The organism is Nostoc sp. NOS(2021), from assembly GCF_017115025.1.
Lineage (GTDB): Bacteria > Cyanobacteriota > Cyanobacteriia > Cyanobacteriales > Nostocaceae > Nostoc.
In genome coordinates, this window is the sequence record NZ_JABXKM010000336.1 from 1 (window position 1) to 15,696 (window position 15,696).

Annotated in this window: 15 protein-coding genes and 1 tRNA gene; 7 read left to right on the top strand and 9 right to left on the bottom strand. The window is 43.2% G+C overall.

Features of this window, described 5'->3' with window-relative positions; all coding sequences use genetic code 11:
- Nucleotides 1–178: 178 nt before the first annotated feature.
- Both HWQ41_RS32750 and HWQ41_RS32755 read left to right on the top strand, forming a co-directional pair.
- Nucleotides 179–787, top strand: coding sequence for a cell division protein ZapB (locus HWQ41_RS32750; protein ID WP_292772180.1), 609 nt, complete (start codon nt 179–181; stop codon nt 785–787).
- A 613-nt stretch (nt 788–1,400) separates the two neighbouring features.
- Complete coding sequence (locus tag HWQ41_RS32755) at nt 1,401–1,739, top strand: P-II family nitrogen regulator (protein ID WP_012410794.1); 339 nt, start codon at nt 1,401–1,403, stop codon at nt 1,737–1,739.
- Between the two features lie 94 nt (nt 1,740–1,833).
- On the opposite strand, the gene rdgB is transcribed toward HWQ41_RS32755, so the two are convergent.
- Entirely contained in the window at nt 1,834–2,409 is a 576-nt protein-coding gene (gene rdgB / locus HWQ41_RS32760) for an RdgB/HAM1 family non-canonical purine NTP pyrophosphatase (protein WP_292772182.1), read from the bottom strand.
- Between the two features lie 85 nt (nt 2,410–2,494).
- Nucleotides 2,495–3,931, bottom strand: a complete 1,437-nt coding sequence (locus HWQ41_RS32765) for a phosphoglucomutase/phosphomannomutase family protein (RefSeq protein ID WP_292772184.1) — start codon at nt 3,929–3,931, stop codon at nt 2,495–2,497.
- Between the two features lie 770 nt (nt 3,932–4,701).
- Here HWQ41_RS32765 and HWQ41_RS32770 point away from each other — a divergent pair.
- Nucleotides 4,702–5,211 carry a pentapeptide repeat-containing protein gene (locus HWQ41_RS32770; RefSeq protein ID WP_292772186.1) on the top strand — a complete coding sequence of 170 codons (510 nt, stop codon included), beginning with the start codon at nt 4,702–4,704 and terminating at the stop codon, nt 5,209–5,211.
- Nucleotides 5,212–5,441: 230 nt separating this feature from the next.
- Here the strand turns inward: HWQ41_RS32770 and HWQ41_RS32775 are convergent, their stop codons facing one another.
- From HWQ41_RS32775 to HWQ41_RS32790, 4 genes are all read right to left on the bottom strand, one after another.
- A complete protein-coding gene (locus tag HWQ41_RS32775; RefSeq protein WP_292772188.1) occupies nt 5,442–5,921 on the bottom strand; it encodes a plasmid segregation centromere-binding protein ParR in 480 nt (159 codons plus the stop codon).
- Nucleotides 5,922–5,926: 5 nt separating this feature from the next.
- Nucleotides 5,927–7,081: a ParM/StbA family protein gene (locus HWQ41_RS32780; RefSeq protein ID WP_292772190.1), complete on the bottom strand. Its 1,155-nt coding sequence runs from the start codon at nt 7,079–7,081 to the stop codon at nt 5,927–5,929.
- 260 nt (nt 7,082–7,341) lie between these two features.
- Nucleotides 7,342–7,965 carry a DedA family protein gene (locus HWQ41_RS32785; protein WP_292772192.1) on the bottom strand — a complete coding sequence of 208 codons (624 nt, stop codon included), beginning with the start codon at nt 7,963–7,965 and terminating at the stop codon, nt 7,342–7,344.
- A 465-nt stretch (nt 7,966–8,430) separates the two neighbouring features.
- A complete protein-coding gene (locus HWQ41_RS32790) occupies nt 8,431–9,513 on the bottom strand; it encodes a Gfo/Idh/MocA family oxidoreductase (protein WP_292772194.1) in 1,083 nt (360 codons plus the stop codon).
- 339 nt (nt 9,514–9,852) lie between these two features.
- On the opposite strand from HWQ41_RS32790, the gene queC reads away from it, so the two are divergent.
- Nucleotides 9,853–10,530 carry a 7-cyano-7-deazaguanine synthase QueC gene (gene queC / locus HWQ41_RS32795; RefSeq protein ID WP_292772196.1) on the top strand — a complete coding sequence of 226 codons (678 nt, stop codon included), beginning with the start codon at nt 9,853–9,855 and terminating at the stop codon, nt 10,528–10,530.
- 412 nt (nt 10,531–10,942) lie between these two features.
- A complete protein-coding gene (locus HWQ41_RS32800; RefSeq protein ID WP_292772198.1) occupies nt 10,943–11,116 on the top strand; it encodes a hypothetical protein in 174 nt (57 codons plus the stop codon).
- Nucleotides 11,117–11,194: 78 nt separating this feature from the next.
- Here the strand turns inward: HWQ41_RS32800 and HWQ41_RS32805 are convergent, their stop codons facing one another.
- Both HWQ41_RS32805 and HWQ41_RS32810 read right to left on the bottom strand, forming a co-directional pair.
- Nucleotides 11,195–12,589 (bottom strand): hemolysin family protein, encoded by a 1,395-nt coding sequence (locus HWQ41_RS32805; protein ID WP_292772200.1) that lies wholly within the window; start codon nt 12,587–12,589, stop codon nt 11,195–11,197.
- A gap of 136 nt (nt 12,590–12,725) precedes the next feature.
- The gene (locus HWQ41_RS32810) at nt 12,726–13,427 is read right to left on the bottom strand and encodes a hypothetical protein (RefSeq protein ID WP_292772202.1); all 702 of its coding nucleotides are present in this window, start codon (nt 13,425–13,427) and stop codon (nt 12,726–12,728) included.
- Between the two features lie 295 nt (nt 13,428–13,722).
- On the opposite strand from HWQ41_RS32810, the gene HWQ41_RS32815 reads away from it, so the two are divergent.
- Nucleotides 13,723–13,795, top strand: a tRNA-Ile gene (locus tag HWQ41_RS32815).
- Between the two features lie 230 nt (nt 13,796–14,025).
- Here the strand turns inward: HWQ41_RS32815 and HWQ41_RS32820 are convergent.
- A complete protein-coding gene (locus HWQ41_RS32820) occupies nt 14,026–14,460 on the bottom strand; it encodes a hypothetical protein (protein WP_292772204.1) in 435 nt (144 codons plus the stop codon).
- 100 nt (nt 14,461–14,560) lie between these two features.
- Between HWQ41_RS32820 and pyrE the strand changes: the two genes are divergently transcribed.
- Nucleotides 14,561–15,184: an orotate phosphoribosyltransferase gene (gene pyrE / locus HWQ41_RS32825; RefSeq protein WP_292772206.1), complete on the top strand. Its 624-nt coding sequence runs from the start codon at nt 14,561–14,563 to the stop codon at nt 15,182–15,184.
- The last annotated feature ends 512 nt before the right edge of the window (nt 15,185–15,696 follow it).

The following is a 15,696-nucleotide window of genomic DNA, read 5'->3' on the forward strand; positions in this document are numbered from 1 at the left end:
ATGCCCAATGCCCAATGCCCAATGCCCAATGCCCAATGCCCAATGCCCAATGCCCCAATAATAAATCTTTGCCCTTTCGGCATTTTTCTATTATTCTTGGGCATAGTTTCAGGGGTGACTATCTCTGTTAGCATCTCTGTACGATCTAATTACCTTGATTTTTAATACCAAGCCCCCGATGCGAACAACCATAGGTTCTGTTCACAGAAATTCGCCAACACCAACTACTCAAGCCTACCCTCCCTCTGTACCACTATTTGTATACAGGGAATTGTCAACAGAGTTGCAAGCAGCACAGGCGAGGCTAAATGCACTCACCACCCAAAATCAGCAACTAGCACAAGAAAATCAACTATTACGCCAAGAAATTACCAAAGTCGTTGAGTCTTTTTCTCGGTTGCAAAATTTTGTGGATTCCCATGCTACACCTACTTATCACCAAGCTACCCAAGCTTCTGGCGACGTTAAAAGTGCCGCCAAACAGCCAGTAACCCAAGCGCGTCCACGTCAGCAGGTTTCTCGTTCGCATCCACCCGTTGTGCCCAAAGCGCCACCCGAAAAAAGCCGCCGCCAAGACTTTTCTAAACCTGTAATGGAAATGAATTTCCCGATACCAGAACCAGTTTTTATAGAAGAGCAACAAGTAAGTTATTATTCCACTACTGAGCCAGATGTTAAGGGAGTCAGTGGCTGGTGGTTAATTATCACTATCTTGTTAATCATGCTTACTGCCTTTAGTGCTGGGTATTTCGTTGTGCGTCCCTTGTTTGAACATCAGAAACGTTAGTTGACACTCCCACAGTCAGCACCAGGCTTTCGGGCTACTGAGCAATTTCTCTGCAATCACTCTCTAAATATCTGAGCATATCTGCTAAATGGCGGAATTTATCTATTTTTAGCTTATAAAAGCCACATAAAATGCTAATTTGACAGCAAATTCTTTATGTTAGAACCTCAAAGATTATTCAATTATTGGCACTCTCAGGTCTAAAGACACGCTATAAAAAATCACGGTGGTTAAAACCACACGAGACTTCGGTGAGCGCTCAGTCGAGCCGTCACTTATATCTCAGCTCTAAAGGGATGGTTCCTGAGCTTGTCGAAGGACTGAGTTTTACGCTTACCGAGTGTTTCTATAGCAGGGGACTGGGGACTGGCGACTGGGTTGAAAGTCTGTTTGTATATAGGTTTTATCATCAGTTAATGTCCTAACCTTCTTGTCCGTTGCTATATAAATCCTTACTGGTTCTCATGTCCAAAACCATCAGGCAAAGCATTTACATTTTAAAAAAGTGGTAATTATTACATATGTTTTAGGAAAAGCACTGCTAGTTACAGCTTCAGACAGCGGATCTGGTTAGATATATAAACGAAGCTAGTAGAAGTCAGGAGTCAAGAAGATGAAAAAAGTAGAAGCTATTATCCGCCCATTTAAGCTAGATGAGGTAAAAATTGCCTTGGTTAATGCTGGTATTGTCGGCATGACCGTTTCTGAAGTTCGGGGGTTCGGACGGCAGAAAGGCCAAACTGAACGGTATCGCGGTTCTGAGTACACCGTTGAGTTTCTGCAAAAACTCAAAGTGGAAATCGTAGTTGACGACAATCAGGTTGATATGGTGGTGGACAAAATTATTGCTGCTGCCCGCACTGGTGAAATCGGCGATGGTAAAATTTTCATCTCGCCTGTTGAGCAAGTGATTCGGATTCGCACCGGCGAAAAGAACACAGAAGCAGTTTAAAAAAGTTATGAGTTAAGAGTTAAAAGTTATGAGTTGTGAGTCAGGAATAATGAATGAAGATTTAGCATAAATCCTAACTCCTAACTCCTAACTCCTAACTCCTAACTCTCTCTAGTTGAGGAAGTAAAGCTGTAAAAGCCTTGCCTCGATGGCTAATTGACCCCTTCAACTCCCGTGTCATCTCAGCAAAGGTCAATTGCTTTTCTGGAACATAAAAAATTGGGTCGTAGCCGAAACCACTATCACCACGCGGTGCGTGGAGAATTTCGCCGGGACAAACACCTTCAGATTGTAATACGATCGCACCATCAGGACGAGCGATCGCTACTGCACAAACAAATTGAGCTTGCCGATTTACCTCGTTGCCTAATTCTCTCAATACCCTAGCAATGCGTTCTGAGTCGGTTGTGGCGTAACGTGCAGAATACACCCCTGGTGCGCCATTTAGGGCATCTACTTCCAAGCCCGAATCATCAGCAATTGCCCAGTTTCCTGTAGCTTTAGCAATTTGTGACGCTTTCAGACAGGCGTTGGCGGCAAAAGTTTCGCCCGTCTCTTCAATTTCCAATTCTTCAGGTTTGAGGGTTAATTCCCAACCAGAATTTGTCAGATAAGCTTGCATTTCCCGCAACTTACCTGGATTTCCTGTAGCTACTACAAGTAATGTCATGAATTTTAAATATCAGTTAGGAGTTAGGAGTGATGAGTTATGAGTTATTAATTCCTAACTCCTAACTCTCAACTCCTCACTAATTTTACTCTGCCCACTGTTTCGCCCAAGCAAGAGTTTGATGCACTTGCTCAATTGTCGGGGCTTCGCAGTAGAGGCGTAAAACTGGTTCAGTCCCGCTAAACCGAATCATTAACCAGCTTTTATCAGCTAGGCGATATTTGTAGCCATCAATTGTTTGGCAATCAATCACTGCTAACCCAGCAATTTCTGTTAAGGGTTGGGTTTGCAGTTGTTGCAAAAGACGCGATCGCACTTCCATACTTGCTAAGGGTAAATCAATGCGATCGTATGCTGAGGTAAACCCTGTTTGTTTCTGCAAGTGGCGATAATATTCACCTAAATCCAAACCAGATTCTACAATCGCCTCTAGGACGTACAATGCTGACAGCAGGGCATCACGTTCGGGAATATGGCTACCATAGCCAATTCCTCCCGACTCTTCGCCACCCAGCAAAACTTTTGCTGCTAACATTCTGTCAGCGATGTATTTATAACCAACTGCTGTCTCAAAGACTGGCAGGTTATGTAGTGCTGCCACAAGGGGCATCAAGTCGGAACCACTAACAGTTTTAACTATTTCACCACTAAAGCCACGCCGCAGGGTTAAGTGGTCGATTAATATTGGGATTAATACTTGGGAACTTAGGAAGTTGGCTTCTCCATCCACTGCTGCGATGCGATCGCAGTCTCCATCAAATACCAACCCCACCGTTAAACCTGATTTATCGGTTTCTCGGTGAGTCTTGATGACTTCAAATAGCTTTGAAAGGTATTTAGGCAAGGGTTCCGGCGCACCACCACCAAATAGGGGGTCGCGTTCTGAGTTGATTTCTTTGACTTGATTGCCTAGTAGTCTCGCCAATCCGCCAGCCGCAGCGCCATGCATGACATCGGCAAATAACGTCAATTTACCAGATGCGATCGCTTCTCGAAGTTTGGCAATATCAACTTTACCTTCTAGTGCTTGGGTATAACTGGGCCAAGGATCGAATTTCTCTTGCTTACCTGGGGTAGCGGCTAGTGCTACTCCCACCGACAACTGCGCTTCTATCTCTTTTGTGACTTCTGGCGGCACCGACCCACCAAAATAACCCTTGACTTTTAAACCCAAATATGTACCAGGGTTATGGCTGGCCGTAATTACCAGCGCCCCTAAAGCATTGAGTTGTTTTGCTGCCCAACTATAAGCTGGGGTTGGAGCATAGCCCTCGCTCAACAGCACATCAAATCCAATAGCGGTGACAGTATCGGCAACAGCACGAGCAAAGTCTTCGGCCATGAATCGGCGATCGTAACCGACAATTATTGTCCGGCTACCCACCGTAGAAAAATATGTATCATATAATACTTTTGCGGCAACTGGCGCGACCAGGGCTAGACGTTCAAAGGTGAATTCATCACCAATAATGCCCCGCCAGCCGTCTGTACCAAACTTGATTGAGTTAGCTACAACTGGCATCTAGGTATCCTAACTGTCTACTTGAGGATTCTAGCATTTATACAGTGTGCAAAGTAAAAAAAGAATCTAGTAAAAATATGTACTAATAATATTCAACACAAAAGTGAGCAAATTTGTGCATTGTAGAGGTGCGATCGGGTATATTTCTTTTTCCATGCCGAATATTGGGGCAAGAGACTTTTTTTGTGCCTAGTTGGTCTAATTTTACTTTTTTAGGACTTACGCACTGTACAAATTCATCATGATGTGCATCAATCAAAATAGGTTGTTTCAGGCTTTTCTTAATTATCCTTGGATCGTAAATAGACCATGCTGTAGGGGTTTAGCAATGCGCTTTACCCCTACGAAAAATGTGGTTTTTCGCGTTATATATATTCACTCTTTCTTGTGAATGCGTAAGTCCTATTTTTCTACTCAGCCCTCTAACGCTCTTCTGCGACTTTCACGAGATAAAAATCAGAAACCTTTGTTGTGATTAGTTTTTTTTTATCTAGGGTAGGTTGGGTTTCGTTCCTCTACCCAACACCAAGAATCTTTGATTTTGTTGGGTTTCACTTTGTTCAACCCAACCTACAAATATTTTATTTTTCAGAGTAATAAAAGAGCGCTAACTGAGTACTCAGAAATGTTTTGCTTACTTGGGCTTTGGCTAGTTGTCTAGTGGGGAGATCGGTGATTTGAAAGTTGATACTAAATGTGGGATCGAAGAAGATAGGGCAGAGGTTAAGTGAGCTATTTTTGTATATTTTAATTAATGCAAAAGGCGAATTATGAACGGTAAAGAATTGCTGAGACGTTACGCTGCTGGGGAGAGAGATTTTAGCGGGGTCGATCTCAAAGGAGCTAATCTTAGTGGAGTCAGTCGTAGCTTTGACGTTGGGGCTTATGCCGAACCCTACCGCCGGGGAATCACTTCCGATTTGAGCGGGATTAATCTCAGTGGTGCCGATTTGACTCAGGCTGACTTGAGGGGGGTCAATTTGGAAGGAGCCAACTTGAGTAATGCCAACTTGACCCGTGCTATTTTGAACCATAGCAATCTCACCAATACCGACTTGAGTGGGGCTAACTTGACCGAAGCTTGGCTGGAGTGTGCCGAGTTGGATGGTACTAATATGAGAGGGGCTAACTTGTTTCGTGCTGAAATCAGAGTTGGCGATGTATTTAGTCCCGATCTGACTGGAGCTAAAAATGTAGATACCGTCAATTTCACTGGCACGGTTATATATTTGACTTTGGAAGACGGAACTGTTATCGACACCACCGACTACGATTGGTAAATTAACTGCTTCTTGAGCCTCAACTAATAGAGGAGCTTGCAATATTGGTTTTCAATTCTTAATTCACATTAAACATGATTTATAAAAAGTATTTTATGGATATCGCTTTGTATAACTTGATTAGATGCGATCGCATTTCTAAAAAAATATAAACATTAATAATCCTTAATAGTGAATACTATTAAGGATTGTTGAGAGGAGCAAAAACTGCTCACAAACCTGATTGTTCCTTAAAAATCATCGAGAAACTGACTAAGGCGACTGATTACGGGGTCAACCTCTTGAGGAGGGGTAGCAACAGTATAAGAAGTATTATTTACTACTTCTAATTGAGATGGAGACGGAATGAATGATCGATCATTGACTATGAGCGCCAGTTGTGCAACTTGTTGAGAAAGTTGCAGCAGATGATGTTCCATCGCCTCCAAACGATTAGATCCCTTGGCAAAAAAACGTTCCTCAAGTCCAGCCACTTGACGTTGCAGTTCACCCATTTGTTGTTCAATCGGTGTTGTTGCTGCTGTTTGTGGAGCAGGTTGTACGGATTCCGGTACACATAAAGATTGCCACAAGGCTTCTTTACAGAGGTCACTGAAAGTCTTGTCTGGTTGTTTTTCCAAATAACTTTCTACTTGCGCTAACAAGCTTTCATCAGCAAGCTCTGGGTTGAACGTGACGGATTTAACTACCTTTTTTGACCATTGGAACATCAGCTTTATGCCCTAGCAGCGCGATTGGAGGATAATTGTGCCTCTCCATAAATATACTGCCCCAAAGCATTCGCCTGTCGTGAAGGTGCTGCTAAATGAGCATTAATCTTTGCTTCTTTGAGCAGACGTTGAACGTCATCCCAGAAGAACTCACCACCCCCACCAGTGAGAATCACATCGGTGACGCGTTCTGGCAACCAGGCTAGCACACGGCTACAGATTTCGCGGGAAAACATCTCCGTGAGGTTGGGAAGAAAATCGTCTAGGTTGGTGGGCTTACTAGCGCCTTTAGGACGGTAATAACGTTCACCTCTGGGTTTGTTCACAGCGGAAATCAGCGCTAGAGATTGACTATCTGCTCCCTCGATTTCGGCAGACACCAATTCATAAAACTTATTCATCCCGAAGTCTTCGCTCTTAGAAGCACCTCTGGCAAAACGGAAGTTATCTACCATCAAAAGATCGACGGTTTGATGTCCAATATCGACGATCGCCACCGATATTTTTGTAAAATCGGGACTGCCAGGACTTTTCTTCGGTTGAGCTTCAGACCAGAGTAGGCTGCCGTAGCCCTCTGGCATTACCCAAACTTTACTGACGTTCAGCGACACAGATTCGCCTCGGAAGTTCAACACATGAGGGCCACCTACTTGGCTAATCAACTGTGCTTTTTCCTTTTCAAATTGCTCTAAGGAAAGAAAAGGCAGACCCAGTACAACTGAGATATCATTTTTGAGTTTGAAGTAGCCAGCACTTGCTAACACTTTTACCAGTGCAGCTTCTACCTTAGATTGGCCGACTCCTAAATTTGCCCCAAAATCTGCTGCCAGTTGACCAACAGCATATCCATTTCCTTGATACTCCAGCCACAAATCCATTAAGGGATCAGTAGCCCTGGCTTCAAAAACACCACCGCGTACTTGTTCTATTGACATTTGCTTCACGTTGGCAGGTACGAACACCACATTGTTTGGTTCGCGACTCACACAAGTTTTTGTGGAAGTTCTGCCTAAATCAACACTGAGAATGGTTTTTCCTGGAATGTTGCCCGCGCCTGGGTTGGGATTATTAACAGGATTTGCATTTATGGGAACTGCTGCTCTATTCATGGGTATAGCAGCGGCATTCATTGGGGTAGCGGCGGAAGGTTGGTCTGTCATGAAAGCTCCTATTTCAAACTTAACTGTAAAAAGTTGTCATGCTGATCTTACAAAAATGCGAGCAACCAGAAATTCTAGGTTGCGTCAAGTGTAGCTAGAAATACGCCAAAAATTAATTCGGGCGATACATTCGGTGGGCAACTCTTGGAGAGCCTACGCGAATGCCAACGCACATCTAGTATTATTTGGCATAGTGTAGGCGAATTTTGGCCAGATGTAACCCCTGCTTTCACTGCTTTCAAACCAAAAGCGTCCGTGTTTCATCTTCTACTACGTCTTAACTGGCGCTTGCATATCCAGAAAACAAATGCCAAAACCAAACCCCCAAGTACGATTTTGGATACAGGAGCAAGGTACTTGTCCACAAGTTCATACTGACTACCCAATATGTATCCTGAGTATGTTAGCAAACCCACCCAAGCAGCGCTACCTAAGGTTGTGTAAAACAGAAATGGTAGCAAGGGCATATTGCTGATACCTGCGGGAACAGAAATCAAGGTGCGGATTCCCGGTACAAGGCGACCAATTAATACTGCTTTTCTACCTTGTCGGTCAAACCACTTTTTCGCCTTGGTGATATCTTTACTGGATATAGCCAGCCATTTGCCATACTTGTCAGCCCAAGCTTTCAAACGGCTTTCGCCCAAAAACTTACCTGGATAGTACCAAATAAGTGCGCCCAATACAGAACCCAAAAGTCCTGCGAAAAACACTCCAATGATATTCAGCTTTGCCCCTCCTGGTTGATATGGACTTGCTGTAAATCCAGCCAGTGGCATAATCAATTCTGAAGGAATGGGGGGAAAAAGGTTCTCTAGGAACATTAGTAGGGCGATTCCCCAATGGCCAAAATAGTTGATAGTATTAGTTATCCATTCAAGCATTGAGTCAATTCCTGAAATTGCTGCACTAGTCTTGTTACTAAATTCAGCTTTAGCTTTTTTAAAAGGTAATTATCCCCGCTTGCTAAAGTCAAGGTAACTTGGCTGTACTAAAAGTTGGCATCGCAACTGAGAAACAGAGTAAGAGAAGTGGAAGCTAGGGGTCTGTTTCATGAATTTCGAGGGTTATAAAAGTTCGTAAGTAGTTATAGCCTTTGAAATTGAGCGATAAATCGCTCACTACGAACCTCACAAAATTAATGAAACGAACCACTAGGTTTTGTTTTCTAATTTTTTAGATCCCCCTTAGTCGGTTTTTTAAAAGGACTAGGGAGGATCTAAAGATTTGATGGCAAATTTAAAAGTACACTTTCGGGTTTTCTTCTGAGGTTGATGCTGTGGGGGAGCAGGGGAGAGAAGGGAGAAAATTTTACCTTGTCCCCCTTTGTCCCCCTCTTCCCTCTTCTTCTAGGCTGTCGGAGTTAATGATTGTACTCTTGGTTCCGATTGCCAGTCTAATGGATTCCAAACTCGATCTTCCAGCACCATCTGCTCAATCAAACTTGCCAATCTCAGGGCTTTAAGAGCTTGTTCACCACCCACTGAGGGTTGATTGCCACCGTGTACACAGTTGACAAAATGTTCTAATTCTGCACTCAAGGGTTGAATATTGCTGGTGTAGACTTTTTCAATCACACCATCTTGCCTGTAAAGTACTTGTCGGTGGTCGGTGAGAGAATTGGCAGTTGTTTGTCGGTGAATCAAAATTTCATTCTTGAGAAAATCTGCCTCAGTAAATGAATTTTTGCAATGAGCGACAATCCGGCGAATTTTTCGGTGGGTGACTTTACTGGCAGTCAGAGTAGCAACTATACCATTGGCAAACCCCAAGGTGGCGGTTACGTAATCTAAATAACCAGAGTCCAGGGCGCGACTACCGCTAGCAGTCAATTTCGTTACTGGGGAAGCAGCTAATTCCAGAAGGAGGTCGATGTCATGGATCATTAAATCCAGCACAACCGAAACATCGTTTGCCCGATCTGAGTAAGGACTCATCCTGTGAGCTTCTAGCGCCAGCAATTCCTCAGTTTTCAGCACTTGGCTCAGTTCTTTAAAAGCTGGATTGAAACGCTCAATATGACCTACTTGCAGGATACACCCAGACTCAGCTGCGGCATTTACTAGAGACTCTGCCTCAGAAATACTGGCTGCGATCGGTTTTTCAATCAAAACATGAATTCCCGCTAACAGACAGTTGATGCCCACGGCATAGTGCAAGCGGGTGGGAACAGCTACACAAACTGCTTCCACAAGGGGTAGCAGATCACAGTAATCTTCAAAAAAACGCACCTTGTACTTGCTGGCAGTTTCTAATCCTCGCTCAACGTTAATATCTGCCACTCCGACTAGTTCAACATCTTTCATTGAACTCAGCACGCGAGCGTGGTGTTGTCCCATGTTACCCACTCCAATCACGCCTATGCGGATCGGTCGTGGCTGGTTGCGCTGTGTATATGGATTCGGTTCTGCCACTGACATGCTATTTTGCACTATTATTCTCTCCTCAACCACCAAATTTAGAGACGCTACGGCCGTTGGCGTTTATACTCGAAAGCCAGTTACGATCCGTCTAAAACCATCCAGATGGTAACATAGAGCCTATGTTTATGAAGAATTTCAAAGTTTGTGATCGGTTCCCGTAATCCAGATATCTTTTGTATAGATATTTCGGGTTTGCTTGGGATTTTGCACTTTCTCCAAAAAATAGATGTCTTTTTATTAACTTTAAAAAATTCAGTAAGACCTAAGTGTAAATTCTCCTTGGCATTGCTTCCTGGCATCTTGTTAAGGTGTGATTTGGCGATTTAAAATCCAAAATTTGCAACCGATATGAAAGCTGTAATTTTGTTATCTGGGGGATTGGACTCTTCCACAATTCTGTACAAAGCTCAGGCTGATGGCTGTGAATGTCATGCTATTTCCTTTGATTACCAGCAACGACACCGACGAGAGTTACAGTCAGCCCTCACCGTCGCTCAAAAAGCTGCGATCGCAAAACATCAGGTGGTTAATTTTGACTTACGACAATGGGGCGGTTCAGCACTTACTGATGATGCCATTGATTTACCCCAGGAGCGATCGCTGGATGAAATGTCTCAAAATATTCCTGTCACCTATGTTCCGGCTCGTAATACCATATTCTTAAGCTTTGCTCTTGGTTACGCCGAAGCGATCGCAGCTGAACGTGTCTATATCGGCATCAATGCCTTAGATTACTCAGGATATCCTGACTGTCGCCCCGACTATATCCAAGCAATGCAGGAAGTATTTCGCCTGGGAACCAAACAAGGGCGTGAGGGACAACCAATTAATATTGTTGCACCCCTGATCAACCTGAAAAAAACTGAAATCATCCAACTGGGGAACCAATTGGGAGTTCCTTGGGAGCTAACTTGGTCTTGCTATGCCGGTGATGATGTCGCCTGTGGTGTATGTGATTCTTGTCGTTTGCGGCTAGCAGCTTTTGCCGAATTGGGACTCGTTGATCCAGTGGCGTATGCTTCTTGAGTGAGGAGTTAAAAGTGAGGAGTTAAAATAATTCGTAATTCCTAATGACGCTCTCTACGAGACGCTAAAAGCGTAGCTTGCAACTCTTACAGAGTACGCGGACTCGCTACCGCTTCTCTACGAGACGCTACGCGAACGCTAACGTAATTAAGTTTTGTGACGGGGATTTTAATTAGGCATCAAAACGTGCTGCCTCTAGAAGCAGAGGAATTAAACTGAACTAGGACTTACGCACTGTACAAATGCATCGTGATGTGCATTAACTAAAATAGGTTATTTCAGGCTTTTCTTAATTAATCCTGCGATCGTAAATAGACCATGCTGTAGGGGCACAGCATTGCTGTGCCCTTACAAAAGATGTGGTTTTTAAAATTACCCATATTTAGTATTTTTTTGTCAATGCGTAAGTCATATGAACCAGCCCTTTCAAGGTGAACCTTTGTACTATGAGAAAATCATGTTTTTCAGCCGATTCTGGGATTTTGGCGATCGCTTACGCTTAATTTACAGTCCAAAAATCTGGGGTTTAAAGGATAGATTTTTTATTCAATTCCAGCCGATGGCTAAAATGCCGCAAAAACCGTGATAGTACATCTGCTCACCTTGAAAGGGCTAGTCATATGAACATACTTTGTTAAAATTCCTAACTCCTAACTCCTAACTCCTAACTCTCAACTCCTAACTCTTCTAACCGTCTCAGTTGAATTTGATGCAGGCGTGGGCCAACAATTGATACCACAGTGAATTCGAGATTTTGATAACAGAAGGTTTCGCCTTTGGCAGGAATTTTCTGTAACTGATACAGCAAAAAGCCCCCCAGTGTTTGGTATTCTCTTGTCAGGGGCAAATTGAGATGCAAAACCTCGTTGAGGTCTTCGAGGTTGATTTGTGCCTGCACCAAAAATTTCTGCTTATCTAACATCTGAATCAGTAAGTCGTCACTGCTTTCAGGTTCGCTGGCGTCGCCAATGATTTCGGCAATGACATCTTTGATTGTCACTAGTCCCACAGTACCGCCAAATTCATTCACTACCATGACCATAGCTGGTTTCTCTTGCTGCATCATTGGCAAAAGTTCACTCAAGGACGTGTGTTCTGGAACAAACCGGGCGGGACGCATCCAAGGTTGGATCTGTGTCTCTAAACTTAGTTTTCCTACAGCCAAAGGTTGTGCCAAATCTTTAAAATAAACAATGCCCCGAACATCGTCCAAAGATTCACCAATCACGGGATAGCGAGAGTAACCAGTAGAAGCCATTTCCTTGAGTAATGTCTGGAAGGTAGCATCTTTTGGCAGCGCTACAATACTAGTGCGGGGGATCATCACATCTTGGGCCATGACATCCCCAAACTCAAAGACATTATTGAGCAATTCTCGCTCGGCACGCTGTAAACCAGTAGACCCCCATTCTGTAGAGATAATCAGTTGCAATTCTTCAGGAGTTACAGGCGGCCTCCAGGCTTGACCTGTATATTGGATACCAAAAATACGCAATAAGCAACGAGTTGATTGGTTGAGAATCCAGATGAAGGGGCCAAAAAAACGCACGATCGCTTTTACCGAAGGCCCCAAAAACCTAGCTAGCTGTTCTGAGTACAGCATAGCTAAGGATTTAGGACATAGTTCTCCGATCACAATTTGCAAATAGGCAATCAAGAAAAAGGCAATGGGAATTGATAGGGAATGGGCGATGAAGGTAGTCATCCCAATGGGTAAAGGCCAGGATCTTAACCATGCATTCACTAGCACAACAATCGTACTTTCTCCAATCCATCCCAATGCCAAGCTAGAAAGGGTAATACCTAACTGGGTGGTAGATAGCAGTCGGTCAATACTACGTTGTAGCATTTCCACAGCGATCGCCGGAATATCCCCAGCCCTAACTAGCTGGTGAATACGCGATCGCCGCACGCTCACAATCGAAAATTCTGCCGTCACAAAAAAGGCATTTATGGCAATCAGCAGTAGCACTGACAACAGCCGCAGCGCCACATCTGTCCAAATTAAATTAGGAAAACCACTCACCGCCAAAGCTCGTGTAAAACTCACGCCCTCCATTTAGGGGGATTGGGGAATGGGGAATAGGGAATAGTAAAAAATAACAGATAATCACCAATGCCCAATGCCCAATGCCCAATGCCCAATGCCCAATGCTCAATGCCCAATGCCCAATGCTCAATGCCCAATGCCCCTTCTACCTTTGTACAGGAATATTCGATGCCTCTAGCTTCAACTGTTGAGCGGGATAATCAGTGAGAGCGAGTGATATCTTCTTGACATCATCAAGTAAAGCTGTGGGAATGCTCACTGTACCGGAAAATGTTGGCCCATTTGCAGGCAATTCTGTTGGTAAACCCTCTGTACTAGCACTCAGGGTTCGTCCTTTATCATCGGTAACATCTAAAAAACTATACAGGAAGCGCACAGAATCTTTACCTTTGTTCTGCATTTTCACTTTCAGTAGCAAATCACCACCTGAGTAGCGGACAGATTGCACAGACATGGTTACACCTTCACTCTGGGCAGTAACCGGAAAACCTGGCTGAGGTTTTTCTTCAACCACTTCTGGGGGTTTTTCCTCTGGCTTCTGCTTGCTGCTATTGGTTTCTTCATCATCTTCCTCTAGCTTTTCCGATTTAGCAGCCTTGGTCTTACCCTCAATTCGCGCCTTGACAATTTTCAGAATCTCTTCCTCTTTTAATAGCACTACCCCTCCCTGTTGGGGGTTATTTGTCTTATTGCTGGCAAATTTGGTTATGGGACGCCCGTCTGGTGTGGTAACGCCTTTAAGTGCTGAACTCCCCAGTTCAAACCCCAAAAACGCGCTCACAGAACCTGCTCCCAACATCAGGATTAACAAAATCAAAGTAAGAAGTACAGTAGAATTTATTTTCATCGCTGACAAGCTATCACAATAGAATGCTAGTCTATTTAAGAATAGTGAAGCTTTTGACCTCAATCCTTAAAGGAACTTAATCAATATTAGTTTGTACTATATTCATGATCAAATTATGTAGTATAAAAATCTGGTAAACTATTGTCCACTATTCACAGGTGGTAAATTTGTGCTATAATTAGAAAATTGGCTAGACTCAGTGCATGAGGTATTTTCCTCACTCTAAAATTAGCAAATAAGTTGACCTAAGAGTTGAAATAATTGACTCATAGCAACCCGAAACCCAACAATACAAGCGCCTTTGGCCGATTGGGGAGGCAGCGAACTCATAATTCGCCTTCAGGCTGGTTCGATTCCAGCAGGGCGCACTGAATCATTAAAAAGCAGTAATGTGTTATGTTACCAGACCCTCAAAGATGATTGGGACATGAGTAATACTACATTATCTTAAGCATTGACATCCTTGTTAAACTCCTACACCCTAGATTAATTAGTCCTGAGTACTCAGCACAAAGGGGCACAGGCGTAGGGGAAAATTTTTATAACTCCTAACTCCCCATTACCCCTTATCCCCAGAGGGGGCCCACCTTCCCCAATCTTACCGAGGTGGTAAAGTTTCAAACCTGAATTCAGTTCCGACTTTGAGTTTGTTACTATTCAAACGAGGAGACATCATCAGCGACGTGTCATAAGGATTTGGTAAATCAGGAGTGCGAATATAAGGATCGTTGCCAACTTGCTGAGTCATGACATCATGATATAAAGTGTTAACCAACTCAGCATCGTGGGCAATTTCATTTTCTGGGAAGGAACCACCGAAACTGGAACCAGATCCGAGAAATGAGTCTAACTGACGCTTGAGGCTGCCATTTTCGTAGAAATTGCGATCGTGACTAAAATAAGCTCGTTCAAATACATCACTCGTAGTTTCATAATTGGGTGTTGCGGTTTGGGCAGATGCAACAGAGGGAAAAGCAATACCAGCAGCAAGCAGCACTAATAAACCACCAAAGGTTTTGAATTTTATACCCACGTTTCTGACTCCTCAATTTTTGGGCAATCTTAATTTATGCTTAAGTTCAGAACTCTGATGAGTTCAACCTTTGGTGTAGCACAATTTTTAATGTTTTGTAATGACGTATCCTACTGAAACTCTTACCCACTCAGATATTTGGGCAACCACTGCTGATTTGACCACTTTGCGCCACAAGCTACTAGATTTATTTTGCCAATTTGCTTATCAAGAGGGTGATTTCGTTCTCGCTTCTGGGCTACGTAGTTCTTACTATGTGAATAAGATGCAGGTAACACTCCATCCTCAAGGGGCTTTGGCAGTTGGACGCTTGCTGTTTCCTTTGTTACCTGTAGATACACAGGCTGTAGGTGGTTTAACAATGGGGGCTGACCCAATTGTGACAGCAGTGAGTATAGTTTCTGTTTATGAAAAACGACCGATCCCAGCGCTGATTATTCGTAAGGAAGCCAAGGGGTATGGGACGAAAGCTTATATAGAAGGCCCCAATTTACCAGAAGGTGCAAAAGTAGTAGTTTTGGAAGATGTGGTTACAACTGGGCAATCTGCTCTGAAAGCAGTTGAGCGTCTTAAAGAAGCAGGTTATACCGTAAATCAAGTAATTTCACTGATAGACAGAGAGCAAGGGGGAGGTGAGTTGTACCAGTCTGCTGGGTTGAAGTTTGAAACTTTGTTTTCGATTCAAGAAGTTCAGGAACGCTTCCGGCAACTTGCGAATTTATGAACAATAGGACTTGTGCTAATTCGTAATTCGTAATTGGTAATTCGTAATTAAGAATTGGTAGAAGTCCTAAATATGAAACAATAGGGTTCAGTTAGAGACTAAAATATCAACTGTAAAACTTACGCATTAATAAAAAATAGCAACTTGAATTAATCGGGTAAAAATCCTTTATATAAATATTTATACGTACTTGTACATTCAGAAATTCAATGTCGGCATTTCACAAAATGATGTCGCATTTTTTGGCTACAACCCTTGCAGAGCATAGGTTGTATTTATTATTACCAAAGTCTGCTGTAAATGAGTATTTCACATAGATATAGCAGTTTTCGTTTGGATGCAACACATGGTAGGGGCACAGCAATGCTGTGCCCCTACGAGTGGTCTGTATTCCATGCAATTGAGAACCGCTATAGTTAAGCAAAGATGTATTTTTATTTACAATTTTTAGCCGCAGCTACGCCCAATCTAGGCATCGCTCTTTTGAAAAAAAACTTTTCGATTTTTAGATT

Coding starts and splice junctions, on each gene's coding strand:
- HWQ41_RS32750 (WP_292772180.1), top strand. CDS start 179: ATGCGAACAACCATAGGTTCTGTTCACAGAAATTCGCCAACACCAACT.
- HWQ41_RS32755 (WP_012410794.1), top strand. CDS start 1,401: ATGAAAAAAGTAGAAGCTATTATCCGCCCATTTAAGCTAGATGAGGTA.
- rdgB (WP_292772182.1), bottom strand. CDS start 2,409: ATGACATTACTTGTAGTAGCTACAGGAAATCCAGGTAAGTTGCGGGAA.
- HWQ41_RS32765 (WP_292772184.1), bottom strand. CDS start 3,931: ATGCCAGTTGTAGCTAACTCAATCAAGTTTGGTACAGACGGCTGGCGG.
- HWQ41_RS32770 (WP_292772186.1), top strand. CDS start 4,702: ATGAACGGTAAAGAATTGCTGAGACGTTACGCTGCTGGGGAGAGAGAT.
- HWQ41_RS32775 (WP_292772188.1), bottom strand. CDS start 5,921: ATGTTCCAATGGTCAAAAAAGGTAGTTAAATCCGTCACGTTCAACCCA.
- HWQ41_RS32780 (WP_292772190.1), bottom strand. CDS start 7,081: ATGACAGACCAACCTTCCGCCGCTACCCCAATGAATGCCGCTGCTATA.
- HWQ41_RS32785 (WP_292772192.1), bottom strand. CDS start 7,965: ATGCTTGAATGGATAACTAATACTATCAACTATTTTGGCCATTGGGGA.
- queC (WP_292772196.1), top strand. CDS start 9,853: ATGAAAGCTGTAATTTTGTTATCTGGGGGATTGGACTCTTCCACAATT.
- HWQ41_RS32800 (WP_292772198.1), top strand. CDS start 10,943: ATGAACCAGCCCTTTCAAGGTGAACCTTTGTACTATGAGAAAATCATG.
- HWQ41_RS32805 (WP_292772200.1), bottom strand. CDS start 12,589: ATGGAGGGCGTGAGTTTTACACGAGCTTTGGCGGTGAGTGGTTTTCCT.
- HWQ41_RS32810 (WP_292772202.1), bottom strand. CDS start 13,427: ATGAAAATAAATTCTACTGTACTTCTTACTTTGATTTTGTTAATCCTG.
- pyrE (WP_292772206.1), top strand. CDS start 14,561: ATGACGTATCCTACTGAAACTCTTACCCACTCAGATATTTGGGCAACC.